The 23,645-nt window shown below is 72.1% G+C and carries 17 protein-coding genes; 6 read left to right on the top strand and 11 right to left on the bottom strand.

The genetic code is table 11. The features are described 5' to 3' along the window. Positions 1 to 139: 139 nt before the first annotated feature. The 8 genes from OMP39_RS01945 to OMP39_RS01910 all read right to left on the bottom strand — a co-directional run bounded on the left by OMP39_RS01945 (position 140) and on the right by OMP39_RS01910 (position 15,060). Positions 140 to 1,771 carry an MFS transporter gene (locus OMP39_RS01945; RefSeq protein WP_264893129.1) on the bottom strand — a complete coding sequence of 544 codons (1,632 nt, stop codon included), beginning with the start codon at positions 1,769 to 1,771 and terminating at the stop codon, positions 140 to 142. 215 nt (positions 1,772 to 1,986) lie between these two features. Next, complete coding sequence (locus OMP39_RS01940) at positions 1,987 to 2,673, bottom strand: response regulator (protein WP_264894620.1); 687 nt, start codon at positions 2,671 to 2,673, stop codon at positions 1,987 to 1,989. Positions 2,674 to 2,725: 52 nt separating this feature from the next. Beyond that, the gene (locus OMP39_RS01935; RefSeq protein ID WP_264893128.1) at positions 2,726 to 3,037 is read right to left on the bottom strand and encodes a hypothetical protein; all 312 of its coding nucleotides are present in this window, start codon (positions 3,035 to 3,037) and stop codon (positions 2,726 to 2,728) included. A 162-nt stretch (positions 3,038 to 3,199) separates the two neighbouring features. Beyond that, complete coding sequence (gene glgA / locus OMP39_RS01930) at positions 3,200 to 4,687, bottom strand: glycogen synthase GlgA (RefSeq protein WP_264893127.1); 1,488 nt, start codon at positions 4,685 to 4,687, stop codon at positions 3,200 to 3,202. Continuing rightward, positions 4,684 to 9,741 carry a malto-oligosyltrehalose synthase gene (locus OMP39_RS01925; protein ID WP_264893126.1) on the bottom strand — a complete coding sequence of 1,686 codons (5,058 nt, stop codon included), beginning with the start codon at positions 9,739 to 9,741 and terminating at the stop codon, positions 4,684 to 4,686. The genes glgA and OMP39_RS01925 overlap by 4 nt, the downstream gene beginning before the upstream one ends. 5 nt (positions 9,742 to 9,746) lie before the next feature. Then, positions 9,747 to 11,615 carry a malto-oligosyltrehalose trehalohydrolase gene (gene treZ / locus OMP39_RS01920; protein WP_264893125.1) on the bottom strand — a complete coding sequence of 623 codons (1,869 nt, stop codon included), beginning with the start codon at positions 11,613 to 11,615 and terminating at the stop codon, positions 9,747 to 9,749. Between the two features lie 11 nt (positions 11,616 to 11,626). Beyond that, the gene (gene glgX / locus OMP39_RS01915; RefSeq protein ID WP_264893124.1) at positions 11,627 to 13,786 is read right to left on the bottom strand and encodes a glycogen debranching protein GlgX; all 2,160 of its coding nucleotides are present in this window, start codon (positions 13,784 to 13,786) and stop codon (positions 11,627 to 11,629) included. A gap of 11 nt (positions 13,787 to 13,797) precedes the next feature. Continuing rightward, positions 13,798 to 15,060, bottom strand: coding sequence for a glucose-1-phosphate adenylyltransferase (locus tag OMP39_RS01910; protein WP_342454871.1), 1,263 nt, complete (start codon positions 15,058 to 15,060; stop codon positions 13,798 to 13,800). 628 nt (positions 15,061 to 15,688) lie between these two features. On the opposite strand from OMP39_RS01910, the gene OMP39_RS01905 reads away from it, so the two are divergent. From OMP39_RS01905 to acuI, 5 genes are all read left to right on the top strand, one after another. Further along, on the top strand, positions 15,689 to 15,922 hold the full coding sequence (locus tag OMP39_RS01905; RefSeq protein ID WP_264893123.1) for a hypothetical protein: 234 nt from the start codon (positions 15,689 to 15,691) through the stop codon (positions 15,920 to 15,922). 16 nt (positions 15,923 to 15,938) lie between these two features. Continuing rightward, positions 15,939 to 16,595: a DUF4142 domain-containing protein gene (locus OMP39_RS01900; RefSeq protein WP_264893122.1), complete on the top strand. Its 657-nt coding sequence runs from the start codon at positions 15,939 to 15,941 to the stop codon at positions 16,593 to 16,595. Positions 16,596 to 16,674: 79 nt separating this feature from the next. After that, positions 16,675 to 17,952: an MFS transporter gene (locus OMP39_RS01895; RefSeq protein ID WP_264893121.1), complete on the top strand. Its 1,278-nt coding sequence runs from the start codon at positions 16,675 to 16,677 to the stop codon at positions 17,950 to 17,952. 81 nt (positions 17,953 to 18,033) lie between these two features. Further along, entirely contained in the window at positions 18,034 to 18,642 is a 609-nt protein-coding gene (locus OMP39_RS01890) for a carboxymuconolactone decarboxylase family protein (RefSeq protein WP_264893120.1), read from the top strand. Positions 18,643 to 18,711: 69 nt separating this feature from the next. After that, positions 18,712 to 19,698 carry an acrylyl-CoA reductase (NADPH) gene (gene acuI / locus OMP39_RS01885; RefSeq protein ID WP_264893119.1) on the top strand — a complete coding sequence of 329 codons (987 nt, stop codon included), beginning with the start codon at positions 18,712 to 18,714 and terminating at the stop codon, positions 19,696 to 19,698. 116 nt (positions 19,699 to 19,814) lie between these two features. Here acuI and OMP39_RS01880 read toward each other — a convergent pair whose 3' ends face one another. Further along, on the bottom strand, positions 19,815 to 20,795 hold the full coding sequence (locus OMP39_RS01880) for an IS5 family transposase (protein WP_028915768.1): 981 nt from the start codon (positions 20,793 to 20,795) through the stop codon (positions 19,815 to 19,817). 144 nt (positions 20,796 to 20,939) lie between these two features. After that, on the bottom strand, positions 20,940 to 21,899 hold the full coding sequence (locus OMP39_RS01875) for an MBL fold metallo-hydrolase (RefSeq protein WP_264893118.1): 960 nt from the start codon (positions 21,897 to 21,899) through the stop codon (positions 20,940 to 20,942). A 122-nt stretch (positions 21,900 to 22,021) separates the two neighbouring features. Here OMP39_RS01875 and OMP39_RS01870 point away from each other — a divergent pair, with 122 nt between their 5' ends. Further along, positions 22,022 to 22,720: a hypothetical protein gene (locus tag OMP39_RS01870; RefSeq protein WP_264893117.1), complete on the top strand. Its 699-nt coding sequence runs from the start codon at positions 22,022 to 22,024 to the stop codon at positions 22,718 to 22,720. A 105-nt stretch (positions 22,721 to 22,825) separates the two neighbouring features. Here the strand turns inward: OMP39_RS01870 and OMP39_RS01865 are convergent, their stop codons facing one another. Continuing rightward, positions 22,826 to 23,515, bottom strand: coding sequence for a hypothetical protein (locus OMP39_RS01865; RefSeq protein ID WP_264893116.1), 690 nt, complete (start codon positions 23,513 to 23,515; stop codon positions 22,826 to 22,828). Positions 23,516 to 23,645 lie beyond the last annotated feature (130 nt).

Below are 23,645 nucleotides of genomic sequence, written 5' to 3'. Positions count from 1 at the left end.
TCTTGGGATGACCCTCTCTTGATGCAGTCGTGTACGTGTTTGAGTCGTGACACAGTACGCGCGAAGCCTGGGGGTCGTCAATCGATTCGTGACGAAATTGACAGACATTAAGCCCCCTGCGCGATCACCGCACGCGGGCTCACGCCCGTAGCGGCTCCGCCACGCAGCGCCTCACCACGGGCGGCTCGGGGCCCAGGTGGAAGGCCAGCCGCCGCTCGCGCAGGGCCACTTCGGCGGCCGTGACGCGGTCGAAACGGCGCAGGTGCTCGACCCAGGACTCGTCCACGAACTGCTCGACGTAGCGCGCCGGGTCGCCGACATCGCGGAAAAGCTCCCACGACAGCGCGCCATGCCGCAGGCGGCTGCGCCGCGTCTCCTGCATCACCGCCCGGAACTCGGCGGCCCGCGCCGGGTCGATGCGGTACTCGATCGTCACCAGCACCGGCCCCGCCGAGGGGTCGATCGGTTGCGAGGTCTGCGGCGCTTTCCACACCGGCGTGGGGGTGAGGTCCTCCTCGGGCCCGCCCTCCACCCGCAGATGGCGCGTGGCGGCCAGCGCCGCGAGGCCGAACAGCGCCGCGGCGACGAGGCTCGTGCGCAGGTCCGTCCAGCCGGCCACCTTGCCCCACCACGCCGCGCCGGCAGCGCTGCCGCCCATCAGCGCCATCTGGTAGATGGCCATGCCGCGGGCGCGCACCCAGTCCGGCAGCGCGAGCTGGGCCGAGATCGTGAGCGAGTTGGCCACCGAGATCCAGGCCATGCCGGCCACGAGCATCGCCGCGGCGGCCAGGAGCACCGACGGCGAGAGCGCGACCACGACGGTGGCTGCGGCCTGGATCGCCGAGCCCCACATCACGAGCTGGTCGCGGTCGAGGTGCTGCCGCAGGCGCTGCAACTGGGCGGCGGCGAACACCGCGCCCAACCCCAGGCAGGCCAGTAGCAAGGTGTAGGTGCCCGCCCCGCCGCCCAGGGCCTTGGCCACCAGCGGCAGCAGCGCGAGCAGCGCCGTCGACTGGAGGAAGAACAGCGCGACCCGCAACAGCACGGCGTGCATGCGCACCGACTGGCGCACGTACTGCACGCCGACGCGGATCGCGCCGAGGAAGCGCTCGCCCGGCAGGGCGCTGACCTTGACCTCGCGCCGCCAGCGTGCGATCAGCACGGCCGCGGCGACCGAGAGCAAGGCGTTGAGCACGAACACATAAGCGCTGCCCAGGCTCGCGATGAGTGCGCCGGCGATGACCGGACCGATCACGCGCGAGGCGTTCATCGCGATGCCGTTGAGTGCCAGCGCGGCGGGCAACTGCGCGCGGGGCACGAGCTCGGGCACGATGGCGGCGAACACCGGCCAGCGCATCGCCAGCCCGATGCCATTGGCGAAGGTCAGCAGCAGGAGCAAGGAGGCGCTCATCTCGCCGGCCAGCAGCACCGCGCAGGTGATGAGCGCGACGGCAGCGACCCAGATCTGCGTGACCATGAAGTAGCGTCGCCGGTCGAGGATGTCGGCCAGCGCGCCGCTGGGCAACCCGAGCAGGAACATGGGCAGCGTGGAGGCGGCCTGGACCAGCGCGACCATCACCGGCGAGGTCGTCAGCGTGGTCATCAGCCAGGCGGCGGCGACGTCGTTCATCCACATGCAGGCGTTGGCCGCCAGCCAGGCCAGCCACAGCATGCGGAAGGTGGGATGCTCCAGCGGCGCGAAGGCGGACACGCGCACCGCCGGTGAAGGGGCGGCGGCAGCGGACGTCGGGTCGGGCGCGGGATCGTTCATCCAGTCTCCATCTCGGGCGCAGGCGGCATGCCTTGCGGCCGCGCCTTCCTGCACGGCAATACTTTTACCCGGATTCGCTGTGAACAACCTGAGACCGCGCACGCGACCGCGGGCCGCACGGCCGCCATGAAGCCACGGGGCCTCGCGGCCCCGTGGATGCCAGCTCCTCCCTGAGCTGATCGTCGTCGTTGTCGGTGGAAATGCCGGGCGCGCCGCTACCGGGCCATCGCCGCGCTGCTCGCCGCACTGCGGAACAGACCGAGCCGCTGGGCTTCCAGCGCGGCCTCGGCGCGTGACGAGACGTTCAGCTTGCGGTAGATGTTCTTCACGTAGTCGGAAATGGTGTGGCGCGACAACCCGAGTTGCACGGCGATCTCGGGCAGCGTGTAGCCCTTGGCCACGCGCAGGAGCACATCGTGCTCGCGCTCGGTCAGGCGCACCTCGGGCAGCACGTCGACGCTGCTGCGCTCGGCGCGCGGGCCGCCGGGCTTGAAGTGCGCGATCACGCGACGCGCCACCGAGGGCGACAGCGGCGGCTCGCCCTGCGTGATGCGGTGGAGCTGCTCGGCGAGCTGGTCCATCGGCTGGTCCTTGAGCACATAGCCGAAGGCGCCGGCCTGCAGCGCGGGAAAGAGATGCCCGTCGTCGTCGTGGATCGTCACGACCACCGAGCGCGCCTGCGGTTGGGTCTCGGTCAGCGCTTCGATCACCTCGGTGCCCGAGCCATCGGGCAGCCCCAGGTCCACCAGCGCGAGATGGAAGCGCATCGCCGAGGCGTACGCGAGTGCGTCGTGCACCGTGGCACTCTCGGTGATGAAGGCGTTCGGGAACAACTGCGACACCAGCGTACGCAACCACTGGCGTACCGCAGGGATGTCCTCGACCAGCAGGATCTCGGTGATCGGCGGAAAGACCGGGCGGCTGCTGGACCCGCTGGTGCCGGAAGGGGTGAGCTCAGCCATGGAACGGGTCCCGCATGCGAGGCTGGAATTCGTCGTGGCGACCGTCCGCCGAGCGCTCGTCGGGCTCGCGCTGCTTGAGAGCGTCGATCGCCAGTTGCAGCACGACCAGCACCGCCGTGACGGCCATGATGGTGTGCAACGCATCGGCGCTCGGCGTCTCGCTGCACGCTTCGGGGATCAGCACGCACAGTCCGAATGCGGCCCATGACATGGGCCGGTTGTCGCGCCAGGCCAGCACACCCAACAGCGCGAGCACCAACAACAGGGCCAGGGTCACCGTGATCTCCAGTTCTCTCAGGTCCATGTGAAAGTTCTCCATAGGCAGTGCAGGCCCCGCCCTGATGCAAAGACGATGCCTGCTTTGCCAGGGGAGTTGTAAGTGAGGCGCTACTCGCGTTGCATGGATTGATTTGCCTTGAACGCGAGAAAGGTTCACGTGCGCGTCATGCGCACAGCCCGCGCAGCGTTACGCACGCGGCGGTAAATTCGAATGACAGAGGCTGCAAAAAGCATCGGCGCCGCGCCGAGCGAGCACATCGCCGTAGAGCGCGGCGTAGCGAGCGGCGCTCGCCTCCCAGCCGTGGTCTTGCCCCATACCGGCCTGTTGCAAGGCCCGCCAGGCGACCGGCTGCCGGTAGGCCGCCAGCGCCCGCTCCAGGGCCGACTGCAGCGCGGCCGGCTCGGGGTCGTCGAACACGAAGCCGGTGTGCCCCTCCTGCACCGTGTCGGCCAGCCCCCCGGTGGCGCGCACGATCGGCACGGTGCCGTAGGCCAGGCTGTAGAGCTGGTTGAGGCCACAAGGCTCGAAGCGCGAGGGCATGAGGAAGGCATCGCAGCCGGCCTCGATCAGATGCGCCAGCGGCTCGTCGAACCCGAGCCGCACCGCCACCCGTCCCCGATGGCGCTCGGCCAGGGCCTGCAGGGCCGCTTCGAGGGCCGGCTCGCCCTGCCCGAGCACGGCGAGCTGCGCGCCCTGCTCCACCAGCCAGGGCGTGACGGCCACCACCAGGTCGATCCCCTTCTGATGGGTCAGACGTCCCACCAGGCCGAACAGCATCGGCGCGCCGCTTTGCTCGAGGCCGAGACGGTCCTGCAGCACCCGTTTGTTGACGGCCTTGCGGGGCAGCGCGCGGGCGTCGTAGCGCGCCGGCAGGTGCGGGTCGGTCGCCGGGTTCCAGAGCTCGCGGTCCACGCCGTTGAGGATGCCGACGAGGCGGTGCGCCCGCCGGCGCAGGATGCCGTCGAACCCGCAGCCGTGCGCGGTGCCGAGGATCTCGCGCGCGTAGTTCGGGCTCACGGTGGTGAGGGCATCGGCGAACTGCACGCCGGCCTTGAGGAACGACACCTGGTGCCAGAACTCGATGCCCTCGGGGTGCAGCCACTCGCCGGGCAGTTCGAGCTCGTGGGCCAGATGCAGCGGGAAGTTGCCCTGGAAGGCGAGGTTGTGGATGGTGAGCACACTCGCCGCGCGGGGGCCGGGCAGGCGTTGCAGGTAGGCCGGCGCCAGCGCCGCGGGCCAGTCGTGCACGTGCAGCAGATCGGGTTGCCAGGCCGGCCAGGGCGAGCCGGCCGTCGCGAGCCGGGCCGCCAGGTGGGCGAAGGCCGCGAAGCGCCGCGCGTTGTCGCCCTGCGCGTCCTCGTAGGGTCCGCCGGGGCGGTCGAACAGCGCGGGGCAGTCGTGCAGCAGCAGGTCCACCCCGCGATGGCGGCCCGCGTGGACGAGCCGGCCGCCCGGCCAGGGGCCGTGGGCGCTCCATTCGGCCAGCGGGCGGCCGGCCTCCAGGAGCGGCCGCAGGGCCGGGTAGGCCGGCAGCAGCAGCTTGACGTCGTGGCCGAGGCGGGCCAGCGCGCCGGGCAGCGCCGCGCTCACGTCGCCCAGGCCGCCCGTCTTGACCCAGGGCGCGCATTCGGGCGTGGCGTGGAGGATGCGCAACGGACCGTCGGCACGGCTCATGCGGAGCCCCCCTCGTGCACCAGGACCGCCGCGGGCAGGGCCACGAGCAGCTCTCGCAGCCGCAGGCGCGGCCCGCCCGCGGGCAGCCTCCACACCCGCCCGGTGTAGAGCTCGCGCCAGCGGCCGCCGGCCGGCAGCGGCAGCACGGTGTCTTCCCACGCCGCAGCCCAGCCTTGCAGCGCGCCCCCGGCGAGCGACCACGACAGGCGCGCGACCGCGGTGACCACGCAGCGCCCCTCCGCCGCGCGGGCATAGGCCACGACATGCTCGGCGCGCGGGCCCTCGGCCGACAGCGGCACGTAGCTGCCCTGGCGCCACAGCAGCTCATGCTCGCGCCGCAGTTGCAGCAGCCGCCAGGTGACGAGCATCTTGAGGCGCCCGTCGCCCAGGTGCGTCCACAGCAGGCGCCAGTCGTCGGGCGTCGGCGCACCGGGCGCGTAGAGCTCGCGCACCTCGGCCAGCCGGCGCTGCAGGCGGTCGAAGTCCACCGGGCGGCGGTTGTCCGGGTCCACGAGGCTCAGGTTCCAGTCCTCGCAGCCCTGGTAGACATCCGGCACGCCGGGCGACGTGAACTTCAACGTGACCATCGCCACGCTGTTGGCCGCCCCGAAGGGCGCGATCTCGCGCACGAACTGGCGCAGCTCCCCGAGCACGGGGTTGGGCTCGAGTTGCCCGAGCAGGGTGTCGATGTAGTGCGCGAGCCCCGCTTCGTAGGCCTCGTCGGGGTGCGTCCAGCTCGTGCGCTCCTTGGCCTCGCGCACGGCCTTGAGCATGTAGGCCTGGATGCGCCCGCGCAAGGCGGCGAGCGCCTCGGCATCGAAGCCCTCGTCCTCGAACGGCCAGGCGCCCACCAGCGTCTGGTACAGCAGGTACTCGTCGTTGGGATGCGGCAGCACCGCCGACGGCGCGAGCGCGCGGGCATGACGGCGTTGCAGTTCGGCCCAGCGCTGCACCCGCTCGGCCCAGCGCTGCGGCATCTCGGACAGCACCGCCAGGCGCATGCGCACGTCCTCGCCGCGCTTGGTGTCGTGCGTGGAGCTGCCGAGCAGCGTGTGCGGCAGGTAGCGCAGGCGCTGCACGTTGGCCGCATGGAAGGCCGCGGGCGAGAAGCCGAAGTGCCGGGGGTCGGCGCCCACTTCGTTCAATGCGACGAGCCTCAGGTAGCGGTAGAAGACCGTGTCCTCCATCGCCTTGGCCATCACGGGCGCGGTGAACTGCTGGAAGCGGCGCACGAAGGCGAGCTGCTCCTGGCGGCGGGCCGCATCGCCCGCGTCGGCGGCATGCAGCATCAGCTGACGCAGGTACTCCACCACCGCCGCGTCGCACCGGCGCGCGGCCTTGGCGCAGGCCCAGTCGAGGTGCTGCCGATCGACGTCGCTGGCGCCTTCTTCGCCGATGTAGGTGCGGTAGACGGGAAACGCGGCGGCGATTTCGGCGAGGGCCGTGCGCAGGCCGTTGCGGGTGTGGTCGCGCGTGCGCCTGTCGCCTTGCGCGATGCGCCATGCCGACTCGGTCAGCAGCGTGAGGTCGGCGGCCAGCGCCGTCGCCATGATGTGGTGCTTGGCCTCGTACAGCAGCTCGTCCACCGGCTCGGTGCGACCGGCGAAGCCCGCATAGAGCTCGTCGAACGCGGCCTCGTGCCGGGCGTCGATGAAAAGCCCGGTGGACTGCGCGACGAAGCGGTAGCCCGTGTCGCCGTGCACCGGCCACGACGAGGGCCAGTGCTCGTGCTCGCCGAGGATCTTCTCGATCACGAGGTAGAGCGCACGCGGTGCGGCCCCGGCGGCGCGCATCGCGGCGGCGTGCCGGGCCTGCAGGCGGCGGAAGTAGCCGGGCGGGTCGCTCAGCCCGTCAGGGTGGTCGATGCGCAGCCCGTGGATCTTGCCCTCCTGCAACCAGCGCAGCAGGGTGCGGTGCGTCGCCTCGAACACCGGCTCGCGCTCCATGCGCACCGCCGCCAGGGTGTTGATGTCGAAGAAGCGCCGGTAGTTGACCTCGTCGCCGGCGACCCGCCACCACGCGGGGCGCCAGGCCTGCCGCTGGATCAGCGCGTCGAGCGCGTCGATGCGGCGGGCTTCGCCGCTGCCCGCGTCGAAGGCGCGCACGCAGGTGTCGATCCACGCGCGCACCCACTCGTGCTCCGAGGCCAGGCGTGCGAGCTCCTGCTTGAGCACCGCCTGGTCGCGCAAGCGCCTCGCGCGCGCACCGGGCTCGCGGTCGTCGCGCGCGGGCAAGGCGGCGAAGGCATCGGCCAGGTGCTGCACCCGACGGGCGACGGTGCGGGCGTCCTCCGACTGGGCCGCGCGCAGAGGCAGCGGTGCGGCGCTCAGCACCTGCGCGTAGTCGCGCGGGTCCAGCGGCAGCCGGTGGTCGTGGTAGGCCACGTGGAAGCTGCCGGCGGCGCCGTCGAAGACGAGCTTGAGTTCGCCGCGCTCCAGCACCTCGCCGTAGGCCGCTCCCAGCAAGGGGAGCAGCACCTTGCCCGGGCAGCCGGCCGCCGGCGCCTGCCAGTCGATGTCGAACGTCTCGGCATGCAAGGAGGCGGGTCCGTGCTCGAGCACATCCAGCCACCAGGCGTTGTCCGAGCCGAGCACGCCCATGTGGTTGGGCACGATGTCGAGCAACTGCAACAGGCCCAGGCCCTCCAGCGCGCTGCACAGCCGCTCGAAGTCCGCCTCGTCGCCGATCTCCGGGTTGAGCGCGTTGTGGTCCACCACGTCGTAGCCGTGCGTGCTGCCGGCGCGCGCCTTGAGGTACGGCGAGGCGTACAGATGGCTCACCCCGAGGTCGGCGAGGTACGGCAGCACACGCTCGGCATCGGCGAAACGGAAACCCGCATGGAACTGCACGCGGTAGGTGGCCCGAGGCACGAGCGCCGTGGCCAGCGGCGGCCAGGCCTCCAGCCCGGGCGCCGCGCCCCGCGGGCGGGCGCGCGTCACGGCCCGCGCGATGGCGTGCAGGCGGGGCTCGGCCGGCAGGTCCTCGAGCGGCACTGCGAGCTTCAGTCGCCAGTTGGGCCTCTCGTCGGTCGTGCCGGGGACGTTGACGGGCTCGAGTTGCAGGCACACGTCTTCGAGCTGGAGGCCGACGAGCCAGGCCCGGCTGCGGCCGAGGTACTCGTGTACCGCGCAGGCGAGGGCCTCGTCCATGTGCGGGGGCGGCTGCACCGCGCTGCCCGGGGCGACGAGGCCCTCGCGCTCCAGCGCGAGCAGCAGGTGCGCCCGGTCGGCGGCACGCTCGAGCGCCTGCTCCTCGGCCATCGACGCCTCGGGGTACAGGCCCAGCTCGCGTCGCGTGCGCAAGTCCTGCCCCGCCCAGAAGCCGGCGAGCGTGGGCAGGTCGTGCGTGCCCACCACGGCCAGCGCCTGCTCGGGCCAGTCGGCCGGCGCGCGGAAGCGCCCCTGCTCGTCGCGCTCGAAGTAGAGCGGGCAGTACGACAGCACGGCGTGCTCGCGCATCGCATCTCGCACCTCGGGCGGCACCGTCCCCAGGTCTTCGCCGATCACCAGGCACTGGCAGCGCTGGCTCTCCAGCGCCAGGATCGCGAAGAGGTCGCGCATCGGGTAGTGCAGGTAGGCCCCCTCGGTGGAGGGGTGCCCGGGCGGCACGCAATACAGGCGCATCAGCGCCATCGCGTGGTCCACGCGCAGCGCGCCCGCGTGTCGCATGTTGGAGCGCAGCAGTTGCACGAAGGGCTTGTAGGCCCTCTCGCGCAGGGCCTGCGGCTGCCAGGGGGGCAGACCCCAGTCCTGCCCGGCGGGGTTGAGCGCGTCGGGCGGGGCCCCCACGCGCGTGCCGAGTGCATACAGCGAGGGGGCCGACCAGGTGTCCGAGCCGCCCTCGCTGGAGCCGACCGCGAGGTCGCGGTACAGGCCGATCGCCATGCCCAGCGACTCGGCACGCTCGCGCACCGCCTGCAACTGCTCGTCGGCGAGCCATTGCAGGTACTCCTGATACTCCACGGCCTCGGGGTGCTCCTGCACGAAGCGGCGCACCGTCTCGCCCTCGGGGTCGCGCCAGGGCTCGGGCCAGGCCGGCCAGCCCCAGAGGGCCGGGTCCTCGGCCTGCAGGCGCGCCTGGATCGCTGCGAACACCGCATGCGCGCGCAGCGTGGCCCCCCGGCCGCGCTGGAACTGCCGGAACGCGCGCGCGCGGTGCGTGTCGCGCAGCAGGTGGCGCTCGCGGAAGCACTCGTACAGCGCCCCGAGCACCGGCAGCTTGAGCGCCGCGACCCCGGCATAGTCCACCTCGTCGCGCTCGCGCAGGGCGCGCAGCCGCTCGTGGAAGGCCGCATCGCGCACCAGACGCTGCGCGGCCTCGCAATCGGCGAACTCCGGCGCGGCCTCGACATCGATGTACAGCACGTTCAACGCCGAGCGGCTGGAGGGGCTGTACGGGCTGGCGGCGTCGGGGTTCTCGGGAAAGAGCGCGTGCAGCGGGTTCAGGCCCACGAAGGCCGCGCCGAGCAAGGCCATCGACTCCACCAGGTGACGCAGGTCGGTGAAGTCCCCCATGCCCCACTGGCGGGCCGAGCGCAGGGCGTAGAGCTGCACCGTGACGCCCCACAGACGCTCGCCGCGCTGCAGTGCCGGGGGCACGTGGCACCGGTGGGGGCAGACGATGATCTCGCAGTGCGTCAGCTCCACGCCCTCGGCACTGAGCAGCTGCAAACGGTGGTAGCCGAGCGGCAGTGTCTCGGGCAGGTCGATGCGCCCTGCGGCCACTTCGCCCTCGCCCGTGCTGCCGCTCTCGCACTGCAGGCGCCAGCGCCGGGGCGGTTCGCCGCGGCCTTCCCCCAGGGGCAACTCGACGCGCTCGCCCTCGCGCACCACGTGCACCGGCGGCAGCCAGCGCACCGTCTCGCGTGCCCGCAGGCGGGCCAGGCTTTGCCGCGCCTGGGCGTCGTCCCCCGCGGGATGACCGAGCGCCGCGGCCAGTGCGCGCAGGGCCCCTGGCGGCACCTCGCGCTCCTGGCCGCGCACATCGGTGTAGCGCGAGGCGAGCCCCAGGGCCTCGCACAGCGAGGCCAGCGCCGACGAGGATGGCGTGCGCATGCGCGTCAGCCCCCTGCGACGGTCGCGCGGACGGCGGCGGCCGGCGCGCGGCCCAGGTGCCAGCGGCCCGCCCACGGACCCAGGCCCCCGGCCGCGCCGCTGCCGAGGCTGTAGAGCAGCACCGGCTCCTCCAGCGCCGGCGGCGCCCCCGCCTCGACGGCCTCGGCCGCCAAGGGCTGGGGCCCGAGGTTGACGAGCATCTCGATCGCCATGCCGTCGTCGAAGTGCCAGCGCACCTGCAGACCGGACTCCCCCACCCGACGCGCGAGCCGGCCGCCTGCGCTGAGCCCGCTCACGCGCGGCAAGAGGTGGCGATGGCGCACTGCGAGCAGCTCGCCGTGCAGGCGGCGCCACTCGCGATGGGCCACCGCGTTGGCGCTGCCCCAGTCCAGCTTGCAGCGCTGGAACGTCTGCTCGCTGCAGGGGTCGGGCAGTTCGCCGCGTTCGGCCGCCTCGGCGTAGCGGGGGAAGTGCGAGAACTCCTTGCGTCGGCCCTCGCGCACCGCCTCGCGCAGATCGCCGCTCCAGTCGGCGAAGTAGAGGAAGGGCGTCGTCGCACCGAACTCCTCGCCCATGAACAGCATCGGCACGCCCGGGGCGAGCAGCAGGATCGCGGCGGCCAACTGCACGCTGGCGTCGTCGGCCAACTGCCGCAGCCGCTCGCCGAAGGCGCGGTTGCCGATCTGGTCGTGGTTCTGCAGGAAGTTGATGGTGTGGAGCGGATGGGCCGCGCGTGTCGCGTCGCGCCGCGGCGCTGCGCCGGGCACGAGGTGCGGCGCGCCTTCGCGGGCGAAGCCGTCGACGAGGCAGCGCGCCAGCTGCTCCAGCGGGCGGTCGTACTCGGCGTAGTAGCCGTCGTGCTCGTCGGTCAGCAGCACGTGCAGGCAGTGATGGAAGTCGCCGTTCCATTGGGCCTCGAAGCGGCCCGGCGAGCCGGGCGGCCCCAGCCGGTCCACGTCGTTGCAGTCGTTCTCCAGCATGAGGTGCACGCGGCGCTCGCCACAGCGCTCGCGCACGGCCTGCGAGATCGCCTCCAGGATGTCCGGCGAGCCGTCGTCGGCGATCGCGTGCACGGCGTCCAAGCGCAGCCCGTCGAAGCGGTACTCTTCCAGCCAGTACAGCGCGTTGTGGATGAAGAACTCGCGTACGACCTCGCAGCCGGGCCCGTCGAAGTTCACCGCCGGCCCCCAGGCCGTCTGGTGGCGCGCGTTGAAGAACTGAGGGGCGTAAGCCGAGAGGTAGTTCCCGTCGGGCCCGAAGTGGTTGTAGACGACGTCCAGGAACACCATCAGGCCGTGCCGGTGGCAGGCCTGGATGAATCGTTTGAGGTCGTTGGGGCCGCCGTAGGCCGGGTGGGGCGCGAAAGGCAGCACGCCGTCGTAGCCCCAGCCGAAGCGGCCCGGGAAGTCGGCCAGCGGCATCAGCTCGATGGCGGTCACGCCCAGCTCGGCCAGCGCCGAGAGCTGCGCCTCGGCCGCCGCGTAGGTGCCGGCCGGGGTGAAGGTGCCCACGTGCAGCTCGTAGATCACCGTCTCGTGCCAGGGCCGGCCCTTCCAGCCGCTGGTCCATTCGAACTTGCGCGGGTCGACGACCTGGCTCGGCCCGTGCGGGCCGAAAGGGTTGAAACGCGAAGCGGGGTCGGGCACCCGCTGGCGGCCGTCGATCTCCCACAGGTAGAAGGTGCCGGCCTGCGCGTCGTCGGCGTGCACCGACCACCAGCCCCGGCCGTCGGGGCGGGCATCGAGCGTGCGCTCCTCCTCGCGCGCGGGATTCATGACGAGCCGCACCCCGCGTGCGGCCGGAGCCCAGAGGCGGAACCGCACTCCGTGCTCCGTGAGGGTCGCACCGAAAGGCATGTCGTGGACGAATTGCATTGCGTCCTCTCTCACGATGAAGGTTGGGTGAGCACCGCGATCGAACGGCCGGCGACGACATACCGCCCTTGCGTGGGCGTGCCTTCGCCGGCTGGCACGCCGCTGGGCGTGCGCGTGTCGATGCGCGGTGTCCAGAGGCCGCCGCGCAAGGGCGGCAGCGCGAATGCGACGGGGTCGTGCTGCTCATTGATGAGGATGAGCACCGAGTCCCCGACGCTCCGGTCGTCGGGCGGCGATGCGGGCGGTCCGGCCGGGTCCTCCTCGGGCCCCGGCTCGTGCACCGGGCCCACTTTCCATCCGCAGATCATCGCGGCCAGCGCCCCGAGGTGCGGCTGCTGCCAGTGCTCGGGACGCATCTCCTCGCCCTGCGCGGTGAGCCAGGTGATGTCCTTGTGGCCGGCCTCATCGGCCTCGCCCTCGAAGAAGCAGGTGCGCCGCAGCGCGGGCTGCGCCTTGCGGAAGGCGATCAGCCGGCGCACGTAGTCGCACAGCAGTTGCTGCGGCGGGGTGAGCGGCCCCCAGTGCACCCAGCTGACCTCGTTGTCCTGGCAGTAGGCGTTGTTGTTGCCGCGCTGCGTGCGGCCGATCTCGTCGCCGGCCAGCAGCAGGGGCGTACCCTGCGACAGGAACAACGTGGCCAGCAGGTTGCGCTTCTGACGCTCGCGCAGCGCGTTCACCACCTCGTCGTCGGTGGGCCCTTCGGCGCCGCAGTTCCAGCTGCGGTTGTGGTTGTCGCCGTCGCGGTTGTCCTCGCCGTTGGCCTCGTTGTGCTTGACGTTGTAGCTGACCAGGTCGTGCAGCGTGAAGCCGTCGTGCACCGTGATGAAGTTGATGCTGTCGGTGGGCAGTCGTCCGCAGGCGCGGTACAGGTCGCTCGAGCCGCACAGCCGCTCGGACAGCGCCGCCAGGTGCCCCTGCTGGCCGCACCAGAAGCCCCGCACCGTGTCACGGTACTGCCCGTTCCATTCGGCCCAGCCGGCCGGGAAACCGCCCACCTGGTAGCCGCCTTCGCCCAGATCCCACGGCTCGGCGATCAGCTTGACCTGCGAAAGCACCGGGTCCTGCGCGATCGCACTGAAGAGCGCGCAATGCGGATCGAAGCGTCCGCGCACGCGGCCGAGCGCGCTCGCCAGGTCGAAGCGAAAGCCGTCCACGTGCATCTGGGTGACCCAGTAGCGCAGGCTGTCCATGATGAGACGCACCACGGCCGGCTGGTGGGCATCGATCGTGTTGCCGCAGCCGGTCACGTTCTCGTAGCGGGAGGCGTCGTCGGGCAGCAGGCGGTAGTAGGTCGGGTTGTCCAGCCCGCGAAAGCTGATCGTCGGCCCCCGGTGGTCGCCTTCGGCGGTGTGGTTGTAGACCACGTCGAGGATGACCTCCAAGCCGGCCTCGTGGAGCGCCTTGACCATCTGCTTGAACTCGCGCACCGCGTCGGCCATCGCGTAGCGCGGCTCCGGGGCGAAGTAGCCCACCGGGTTGTAGCCCCAGTAGTTGCGCAGGCCGAGCTGCACCAGCCGATGGTCGTCCACGAACGCATGCACCGGCATCAGCTCCACGGCCGTCACGCCCAGCGACTTCAGATGCTCGATCACCGGGGGCGCGGTGAGCCCCAGGTAGGTGCCGCGCCACTCGGACGGCACGTCGGGATGCAGCCGGGTGTAGCCCTTGACGTGCAGCTCGTAGAGGATGGTGTCGCGCCAGGGGATGCGAGGCGGCCGGTCGCGGCCCCAGTCGAAGCGGTCGTCGACGACCTGGCATTTGGGCGTCACCGGGGCGTCGTCCTCGATGCTGCAGGCCGGCGCGCCTTCCTCTGCGTCCGGCACGAAGCCGTAGTGCGCGCTCGACCACTGCCAGGAGCCCACCAGCGCGCGGGCGTACGGGTCGAGCAGCAGCTTGCGCGGGTTGCACCAGCAGCCGCGTTCGGGCGCCCACGGCCCGTACACGCGAAAGCCGTAGAGCGCCCCAGGCGCGAGGCCCGGCACATAGCCATACCACACGCGATAGCGGCGGTGGGTGAGCTCGATGCGCTCGCCCTCGGCCGCGTCGGGGCGGTCGAACAGGCACACCTCCACGCGCGTGGCCAGCCGGGAATGCACCGCGAAATTCACCCCCTTGCCATCCCAGGTCGCGCCCAGCGGATACGGACGCCCGATGCGCCGGCCCTTCGGCATGGCGTGCGGCGTCAACTCGCCATCGCGAGCTCGCGGTCCTGCACCCGGGCGCTGCTCGACACCGCGGGGAAGGCGCACTTGGGGACCACCACGATGCCGCCCTCGCTCACGTGAAAGCGCTGGCGGTCGCGCTCCAGGTCGTGGCCGATCGTCTCGCCCGGCGGGATGTGGTTGTCCTCGTCGATGATGGCGCGTCGCACGCGGGCACCCCGGCCGATGACCGAGCGTTCCATCACGATGCAGTGCTCCAGCACCGCGCCTTCCTCCACGTGCACCGAACGGCGCAGCATCGCGTGGTCGAGCCGGCCGCCGTTGATGATGCTGCCCGAGCCGATCGTGGAGTGGTGGATGACGCCGTTTTCGATCTGGGCCGACTCGGCTTGGTCCGGGCTCGCGTAGATGGGCCAGCAGCGGTTGGTCATGCGAAAGCGCGGGGTCGCGCCCAGGGTGTCGAAATGGGCCTGGAAGTACGCGTCGATGGTGCCCACGTCGCGCCAGTAGCCGTGCTCCTCGTAGGGGTGGACACCGGGGATGACGTTGTCGTGGAAGTCGTACGCCATCAGCCGGTGCGTGCGGGCCATGCGCGGCAGGATGTGTTTGCCGAAGTCGCTCTCGCCCGTCTCGTGCGCGCGGCGCAGCTCGCGCATCAGCACGTCGGCGTCGAAGATGTAGTTGCCCATCGAGGCGAGGGCGTAGCCCGGTTTGCCGGGCATCGGCTGAGCGATGGGTGGCTTCTCGACGAACTCGCGGATGCGCCGCCGCTCGTCCACATTCGCGATGCCGAAGGAGGAGGTCTGCGCAAGCGGCACCGGCAACGTCGCCACCGTCACGTCGGCGCCGTGGCGCACGTGAAACTGGATCATCTGCCGCACGTCCATGCGGTAGATGTGGTCGGCCCCGAACACCGCGACCAGGTCCGGCTGGAAGCTCTCCATCAGATGCAGGTTCTGGTAGACCGCGTCGGCCGTGCCCTGGAACCACTGCCGCCCGTTGATCATCTGCGGCGGCACCACCGTGACGAAATGGTGCGGGATGAACCGGGTCATCGTCCACGACTGCCGCACGTGCTCGATCAACGACTGCGACTTGTACTGCACCAGCAGGTAGATCGAGTAGATCTCGGAGTTCACCAGATTGCTGAGCACGAAATCGACGATGCGGTGTTTGCCGTTGAACGGCACCGAGGGCTTGCATCGATCAGCGGTCAGCGGGTGAAGGCGCGAGCCTTCACCGCCGGCCATCACGAAGGCGAGGACGTTCTTGCCGGCGATCATGAGGAGCTCCAGTGCGGCAGGCGGTGGGACGAGGAACAGCGCAGGGCGCGGCCGGGCTCCCCGGAAGGAGGGGGGGTGCCGGGCTGGCCGGCCCTCGCGAGAGAGGTCGAAAGGAGCGCGGCGGGCCGGGAAGCCGCCGCGCCCGGGTGGTTCGGCCGAGAGGGATCGCACAGGCCGGCCGTCCGAGGCCGGTAGCCCTTGCGCGCGCCGTCGTGGAATTCGTACCGGCGTGCCCCGCGCAACGCTCGGGGCCGGCTGCCGGGCGCGCGCCCATCCTGCACGGCAGGCTCCCCGCCGACCACGCTCCACGCGCACGAGACCGTTGCTTGCACCCTTCACCTTTCTGCAATCGCCTGCAAGGAGGGCAAGCGCTGTGCCCGCTGCGGCGCGCCGCACACCGGGTGCCAATGGGCGCTTTTCACATGCACCGCTGGGTCGTATGCGGGGTGGATCGAGACGTGGCGGGAGTTCGCAGCCCGCGTGGGAGGGCACCCGCGCGGGGGCCACGCCCGCCCCTCACCCCGTCACCGGCGCTCGATCGATGAACGCCCGGTGCTCGCGCGGCACGTGCATTGCCTCGTCGCCTCTTGCACGCCGAGGAGGAGTGCAGAACGAGGAGGAACGCCAGATGTCTCACCTGCAAATGCCGAAACTTCGATGGATCCAGCGCTGCGCGGAGCGGTTTCTGGACCGCCATCCCGCGTTGGACACCGACCAGGCGATCGAGCTGGCTGCGCGACTGTGGCTGGACACCGAAGGCGACGAGAGCCCGGAGGCGGCGGCCGAGGTCGAGATGGCGCTGTGGGAGGACGATGTGCAGGGCCAGTGGGGCCTGCGCCCGGCCGCGCCCACGCTGCACTGAGATCGAAAGGCACCGAATGCCGGTCAAGGTCCGTCACCCGATCCGTCTGGCTGTCGGGCTCGCGCTGGCCTGCGGCCTCTCGGTCGCCGCCGCGCAGGAGCTCACGCGCGGCGAGCTCGCCTTCGTCAAGAGCGCGGCCCACCTGGGCCACGCCGAGGTCGAGGCGGCCGAGGTCGTGCTGCGCAAGGCGAGCGAGCCGCAGGTGCGCCAGTTCGCCGAGCAGATGAAGCGCGACCACACCACCGCGAACGAGGAGCTCAAGGCCTGGGCGGCGGCGCAAGGCGTCGAGGTGCCGGGCGGGCCCTCGCCGCTGCAGTGGGCCCGCATCCGCATGCTGGGGGCACTGGAAGCTTCGCACCTGGCGCGCCGCTACGTCGACGAGCAGGGCATCGACGCGCACGAGGAGGCCATCGCGCTGTACCAACGTGCGTCGCGCGAAGTCCGCCAGCGCGAGCTGAAAGCCTACGTGGAGCGCCAGCTTCCGGTGCTGCGCCACCACCTCGAGGCAGCCCGCGGGGTCAAGGCGTACCTGGCAGGGGCGGCGAGAGCCTCGGCGCCCTCCGCGCCCCCGCCCCCCTCGACCTCGGCCCCCTCGACCCCGGCCCCCGCGACTTCAGCCCCCGCTGCCGCGGAGCCGGCGGCAAGCGCCACGCCTGGCACCCCGCCGTCCTGAGCTCGAAGCGCGCCCCGTGACGAGGCGTCCTCACCCCTTCCACCCCTTCCATTTGTCAGGACGAGGCTGGCGGCCTAGCATGGCCGCCATGCCCGATGCCCGCCTGCCCTCGACGGAGACGACCCCGGCCCCGCTCGTCCTACAGCCCGCCGACCGTGGCGACGCGACGCGCATCGGCGCGGTGGTCCTGGCGGGAGCCCTCGCGCTCGCGGCGGCCATGGGGATCGGCCGCTTCGCCTTCACGCCCGTGCTGCCGCTGATGCAGGCCGAAGGCCTGGGCTGGGCCGAAGGCAGCGCGCTCGCGGCGGCCAACTACCTCGGCTACCTCGTCGGCGCGCTCTTGTGCATGTGGCGTCCGGTCGCGGCGCCGCAGCGCGCCATCGGCGTCGGGCTGGTCGCGGTGGCCGTCGCCACCGCCGCCATGGCCCTGCCCGCAGGGCTGGCGGGGTGGAGCGCCTGGCGCTTCGCGGCCGGGGTGGCGAGTGCCTATGTGCTGGTGGGCGTGTCCGCCTGGGCCCTGCCGCGGCTGGCCGCCTCGGGCCGCGCGGCCGCCCCCGGCCCGCTGTACGCCGGCGTGGGCGCCGGCATCGCGGTGGCCGGGGCGGTCGGCTGGCTCGGGGCGTGGCAGGGCAGCACCTCCACGGCGCTGTGGATCGTGCTCGCGGCGCTGGCCGCCCTCGCCTGGCTCGCCACCGCCCGCGTGTGGCACCGGCGCGACGGGCCGCCCGCCGCAGCGCCCACCGCTCGCCCTGCTCCCGTCGGCCCTGCGACGGCGAGCGCCGGGGAGCGGGCACTGCCGCAATGGCAAGAGCCCGGGTCGGCCCGGCTCGCCTGGGCGTACGGGGCGTTCGGCTTCGGTTACATCGTCCCTGCGACCTTCCTGCCTGCGATGGCACGCGAGCTGGTGCCGAACCCCGCGGTCTTCGGCGCGGCGTGGCCGGCCTTCGGCCTCGCCGCGGCCGCCTCCACCATCCTGGCCGCCCGCTCGTCGCTGTCGCCGCGCAGGCGGTGGATCGCGGCCCAGAGCGTGATGGCGGCGGGCCTCGTGCTGCCCGCGCTGTCGTCCTCGTGGTGGGCGCTGCTGGCGTGCGCCGTCGCGGTGGGCGGCACCTTCATGCTGGTGACGATGAGCGGGCTGCAAGAGGCCCGGCGCGTGGGCGGCGCGGCGCCGGGGCACGTGATGGCACGCCTGACGGCCGCCTTCGCCGCCGGGCAGTTGCTGGGGCCCTTCACCGTGGCGCTGGCCCGCACCGGCCATGCCTCCCCCCGCTGGGCGCTGGCGGCGGCCGCCGTCGCGCTGGCCGCCGGGGCCTGGGCACTGCGAGAGCGCCGCTCGCCGGCCGCGCCGGGTGGCTGAGCCCCGAGCCCTCCCCGCCCGCTGCACACGCTGCCGAGGCGGCTCCTTTCCAACTCACCCCAACCCAGGAGCACAGCTTCCATGACCTCCGTCCCGCAAGGCGCTTCTCGATGCGCCGGCCCCCTCGCCGAGCGCCTGCCCGCCCTGCCCCTCGACGCCCTGGACGCGGAGCAGCGTGCGGCCGCCGAGGAACTCATCGCCGGCCCACGCAAGGCGGTCAAGGGCCCTTTCATTGCGCTGCTGCGCAGCCCCCGGCTCATGGCGCGGCTGCAGAAGGTGGGCGAGTACCTGCGCTTCGAGAGCGCGCTGCCGCGCCGGGCGAGCGAATTCGCGACGCTGATCGTCGCCCGGCACTGGACGCAGCAGTTCGAGTGGCACGTGCACGTACCGCTGGCGATGGCCGAAGGCACAGCGCCGGAGACGATCGAGGCCCTGCGCCAAGGGCGGCGCCCTCAGACGATGTCCGAGGAGGAGGCGCTCGTCTACGACTTCACCACCGAGCTGCTCGCGCATCACGGTGTCGCGGACCGGACGTTCGAGCGGGCGCGCGAGGCCTGGGGCGAGCGCGGGCTGGTCGATCTCGTCGGATTGATCGGCTACTTCGCGGCGGTGTCGATGGTGCTCAACGTCGCGCACACGCCGCCCGAGCCCACGCCGGGCGTGGAGCCGCTGCCGGCGCTGCCGTTGTAGGGCCGCCCCCGGGCGCGCGCCGCCGCATGCGCGGCATACTCGCGTCGAACACCACCGAAGGAGACGCTTGTGTTCCAAGGCATCCTGCTCACGCAAGGCCCGGACAAGAAGACGATCGCCACCTACGGCCCGCTCGACGAGGCCCAGTTGCCGGCGGGCGACGTCGACGTGCGGGTCGAGTACTCCACCCTGAACTACAAGGACGCGCTGGCCGTCACGGGCAAAGGCGCCATCGTGCGCAGCTGGCCCATGGTGCCGGGCATCGACCTGGCCGGCGTGGTCGAGACGAGCCGCGACGCCCGCTGGCAGCCCGGCGACCGCGTCGTCGTGACCGGCTGGGGCCTGGGCGAGACGCACTGGGGCGGGCTGGCGCAGAAGGCCCGGCTGAAGGGGGACTGGCTGCTGCGGCTGCCCCCCGCCTACACGACCCGTCGATCCATGGCGATCGCCACCGCCGGCTTCACCGCGGCCCTGGCGGTGATGGCACTGCAAAAGCACGGGCTGGCCCCGGGCGACGGCGAGGTGCTGGTGACCGGTGCGGCGGGCGGGGTCGGCTCGATCGCGGTGGCCTTGCTGGCGGGGCTGGGCTACAAGGCGGTGGCCTCGACCGGGCGGCCGCACGAGTCGGGGTATCTCGAATCGCTGGGGGCCTCGCGCATCATCGACCGCAACGAACTGAGCACGCCGGGCAAGCCGCTGCAAAGCGAGCGCTGGGCCGGCGTGATCGACACCGTGGGCAGCCACACGCTGGCCAATGCCTGCGCGCAGACGCGCTGGTACGGCGCGGTGGCGGCTTGCGGACTGGCGCAAGGCGGCGACTTCCCGGCCACCGTGATGCCCTTCATCCTGCGCGGGGTGAACCTCTACGGCATCAACAGCGTGTTCACCGACAACGCCACCCGCGAGCGCGCCTGGGCGATGCTCGCCCAGCACGTGGACACCGCCAAGCTCGAACAGATGACGGTGGAGATCGGGCTGTCGGAGGTGATCGACTACGCCCCGCGCGTGCTGGCCGGCCAGGTGCGCGGCCGCACGGTGGTGGACGTCAACCGCTAGGGAAGGTCTGAACAACCCGCTCTGCCGCCCGGATTGCGGCATCGTGGCGCCGGCCTGGCGTCGCTTTCGAGCCGGATTTCGCCCGTGCAGGGCGGTTTTTGGCGGGTTTCCCCGCCTTACGGACGCACTGCTCCCGTCGTCGGCAACAAACGCCGGCGCGCCATCCACAGGTTCGACAGCGCGAACAGCGTCAGCACCTGCGCCGCGTTCTTCGCCAGGCCGCGGTAGCGCACCTTCGTGTAGCCGAACTGCCGCTTGATCACCCGGAACGGGTGCTCCACCTTCGCCCGCAGACTGGCCTTGTAGCGCTCCCACCGCTCGGCGTAGCGCCGCTCGCGCTCGTTCTTCATCGCACGCAGCTTCGACGGCTTCTCCGCGATCAGGAATCCGGCGTCCACGTCCTGCAGCTCCTCGCGCTTCTCGGCACCCGTGTAGCCGCTGTCGCCGCACACCGTGTCTTCCCGGCCGTGCAGCAGCTTGTACACCTGCGTCACGTCGGCCACGTTCGCCGCCGTGCATTCCACGTGGTGCACCAGACCGGACGCGTCATCCACGCCGATGTGCGCCTTCATCCCGAAGAACCACTGGTTGCCCTTCTTGGTCTGGTGCATCGCCGGATCGCGCTCGCCCGCCTTGTTCTTGGTCGAGCTCGGCGCACTGATGATCGTGGCATCCACGATCGTGCCACTGCGCAGGCTCAGGCCCTTGCGCTGAAGATGGGCGTTGACCTGCTCGAAGAGCTTCTCGGCCAGCCCGTGCGTCTCCAACAGCCGGCGGAAGTTGAGGATCGTCGTCTCGTCCGGGATGTCGGCAAGCCCGCCCAACTGCGCGAAGCGGCGCATCACCGGCGTGTCGTACAAGGCTTCTTCCATCGCCGGGTCGCTGAGCGCATACCACTGCTGCAGGAAGTGGATGCGCAGCATCGTCGCCAACGGATAGGGCTGGCGACCGGGACGGCCCATCTTCGGGTAGTGCGGCTCGATCAGACCCAGCAGCGCCTGCCACGGCACCACCTGCTCCATCTCCGCCAAAAACACCTCGCGCCGCGTGCGCTTGCGGCTCCCCAGACCCTCGGCATCACCGAACGACAGCTGCATCGCACTCACCCCGATCACGGTGAGGCATTGTCGCGCAATCGGGCGGAGTTGTTCAGACCTTCCCTAGGCCCGGCGCCCGGCCGCGGCACCCTCAGCACGAGGGTGCCAGCCCAGGGCTGGTGGGACGCTCGGCCGCCCGGACTCCTAGGCGGTGCCCTTCGGCGCCGTCTGGCGGTCGAGCCACACCTCCAGCCCCTGGGCATTGAGCTCGATGTCCCCCTCGAGCAAGGCGGCGCATTCGGCCGCGGGGCGGGTGCATCCGCCCTGGGCCAGTTCGTGCAGGTAGAGCTGACGCAGCCCCTCGCGCAGCCGCTCGCTTCGTGCCGGCGCGTGGGCCTCGCCCTGCGCCAGCCTCACCATCGCGTCGAGCTGACGGCGCAGCATCTGCGCATGCGCGGCCACCTCCCGCGTCGCGCCGAAGTGGGTGAGATACATCACCTGGGGCTCGCGCGCCAGCAGCCGCTCGATCGACTCGCGCAGGGCCTCGGGCTCGAACTGCACGGGCGTCGTGGTGGGAAAGGCGAACCGCCCCGAACCGGTCGTGAGGTCGGGGTAGGCGATGCCGAAGGTGTCGCCCGTGAACCAGCCGCGGCTGGCCGCGTCCCAGATGCAATGGTGGTGGCGTGCGTGGCCCGGCGTGTCGGCGACGAGCAGCGGCCGGCCGGCCAGCTCGAGCACCATGCCGTCGTGGGTGGTGAGCACGCGATCGGCCGGCACCGGCACCAGTTCGCCATAGTCGCGCGCGGCGACCTCGTCCCCGTACACCGCCCGCACGCCCTGCATCAATGCGGTCGGGTCCACCAGATGGCGCGCCCCGCGGGGATGCACCACCAGCCGGGCGCGCGGCAGGTGCTGCAACAGCAGGCCGGCGCCGCCGGCGTGGTCGAGGTGCACGTGCGTGACGATCACATAGTCCACCGCGTCCGGTGCCAGGCCGTGCCGCTCGAGGGCGCCCAGCAGGCGGGGCACGGCGCTGTTCGGTCCGGTGTCGATGTAGGCCGCACGCCCGTCTTGCACGACCAGGTAGGCGGCGTCGAAACGCGGGCGCACGAAGCCGGTGTCGATCACGGTGACGCCGTGCGGCTGCAGCTCGTAGATGTCCATGGGCCTGAATCCTGCCAAAACGATGAGAGCCTGCGGGACCGGCCCGACAGGCCGTGGGTCGAGGGCGCCAGGTTGGCATTGTGGCCCCTGACCGCCCTGGCCCGCACAGCAAAGGAGCACCGATGACACGCACCTCCCTCTCCTCCCCGGCATGGGCGTGGGCCTGCGCGGGCCTGGTCGCCCTCGGCGCGGCCGGCCCCGCCGACGCGCAGAACACTGCGCGCGAGCGCTACCTGCAGGAGCGCGAGCGTTGCCTGAGCGGCCAGACGCATCAGGAGCGCCGCACCTGCCTGCGCGAAGCCGCCGCGGCCTACGAGGCGGCCCGTCGCGGCGAGCTGAGCCGCGGGCTGACGGAAGACGATTTCCGCGCCAACTCGATGGCGCGCTGCCACGCCCTGCCCCCGGGCGACCAGGAGGCCTGTCGCGCCCGCATGCAGGGCCAGGGCATCACGCGCGGCAGCGTCGAGGAAGGCGGGATCTACCGCGAGTACCGGGAGGTGGTCCCGGCGCCCGCCGCGGCTCCGCCCGCCGCACCGGAGGGCCCGCGCGGCGCGCCGGAGCCTTCCGGCCTGCCGGCGGGGGATCGTCCGCAACCTGCCGCGCCGCCCCCGAGCGGGCCGGCAGGCGACCGGCCGGGCCCGCCTGCCACGCCGCAGACGGACCCCCGCCTGCAGTTCAGCGGGCCCTCGTCCCCGCCCGGCAGCCCGGTCCCGCCGCCGGGCACGGCGAGCCCGACCCAGCCGGGCACGGTGCCGGGGCAGATCGGCCCGTCCACCACTCCGGGCATGGCGCAGCCGCACCCCCCGGCCTCCGGGCGCTGAGGCGCCTGCGCGGCGCCCCCCGGGGCGTGGTCCATGAAGAAAGAAAAAGGGGGCCGCCCCAGCGGCCCCCTCGGCCGGGCTCGCGTAGCGCCCAGCCAGCCTCCATCACGAGGTGCGCGGCGCCTTGCGCTCGCCGGCCTTGGAGCCGGCCTCGCCCATGGAGCTCATGGAGCGCGAAGCCCCGGGCCCGTCGCCGGAGGTCGCCTCGCGGGCGGCCTCGGCGAGAGCCGAGGTTTGCGTCCCGGCTTGCGAAGCGGCGTCGCTCGCGGCCGAGCGAACGGCCTCGCTGCCCTGGCGCCAGCGCTCCTGCGTCTCCTGGCTGGCCCGCTCGGACGCCTCGCGCCACTGCGCCGAGGCCTGGTCGCCCTGGCGCTGGGCCGCGTCGGTCGCCTGGCGTGTGGCATCGCGCCACTGATTCACCCCGTCGCGCGCGGTGCTGCTCCACTGCTGCAGGCCGCGCTGCCACGTCTCGGCGGCCTCGGCGGTCTGGTGCTCCAGCGTGCGAACCAGTTGCTCGTTCAGGTCGGCCCAGGCCTGGTGCGCCTGCTGCGCGGTCGCGAGCCACTGCTCGGTGGCGATGCTCACGACCTGGCGGGTGCGCTCGTCGGTGCACTCCAGCACCGAGGACCAGTCCGGCAAGCCGAGGGCGGCGGCGGCGCGGGCCTGCGTCTGCCACAACGTGCGTGCGGCAGACACATGCGCGTCGTACACCTGCTCGGCACTGCGCAGGGCGGCCTCGGCCAGATACACCGGATGGAAGCCGGCTTGACCCCCCCGTGGGGCAGTTTGCTGCATATCAGCCATCGTTCATCCTCCTTTCGACACTCGAGTCAGCCCACCACCCGGGCAGCGGTGGACCCCTATGCTGCAGGGCAACATGCGTGCCCGGCGCGCGGAGGTCGGCGCGAGGCCCCGGGGGCGCGCC

The sequence above is a fragment of the Schlegelella aquatica genome (genome assembly GCF_026013905.1).
GTDB classification, from domain to species: domain Bacteria; phylum Pseudomonadota; class Gammaproteobacteria; order Burkholderiales; family Burkholderiaceae_C; genus Caldimonas; species Caldimonas aquatica.
Note: the sequence above shows the minus strand (reverse complement) of the source record. Positions and strands in the feature narration are given on the sequence as shown.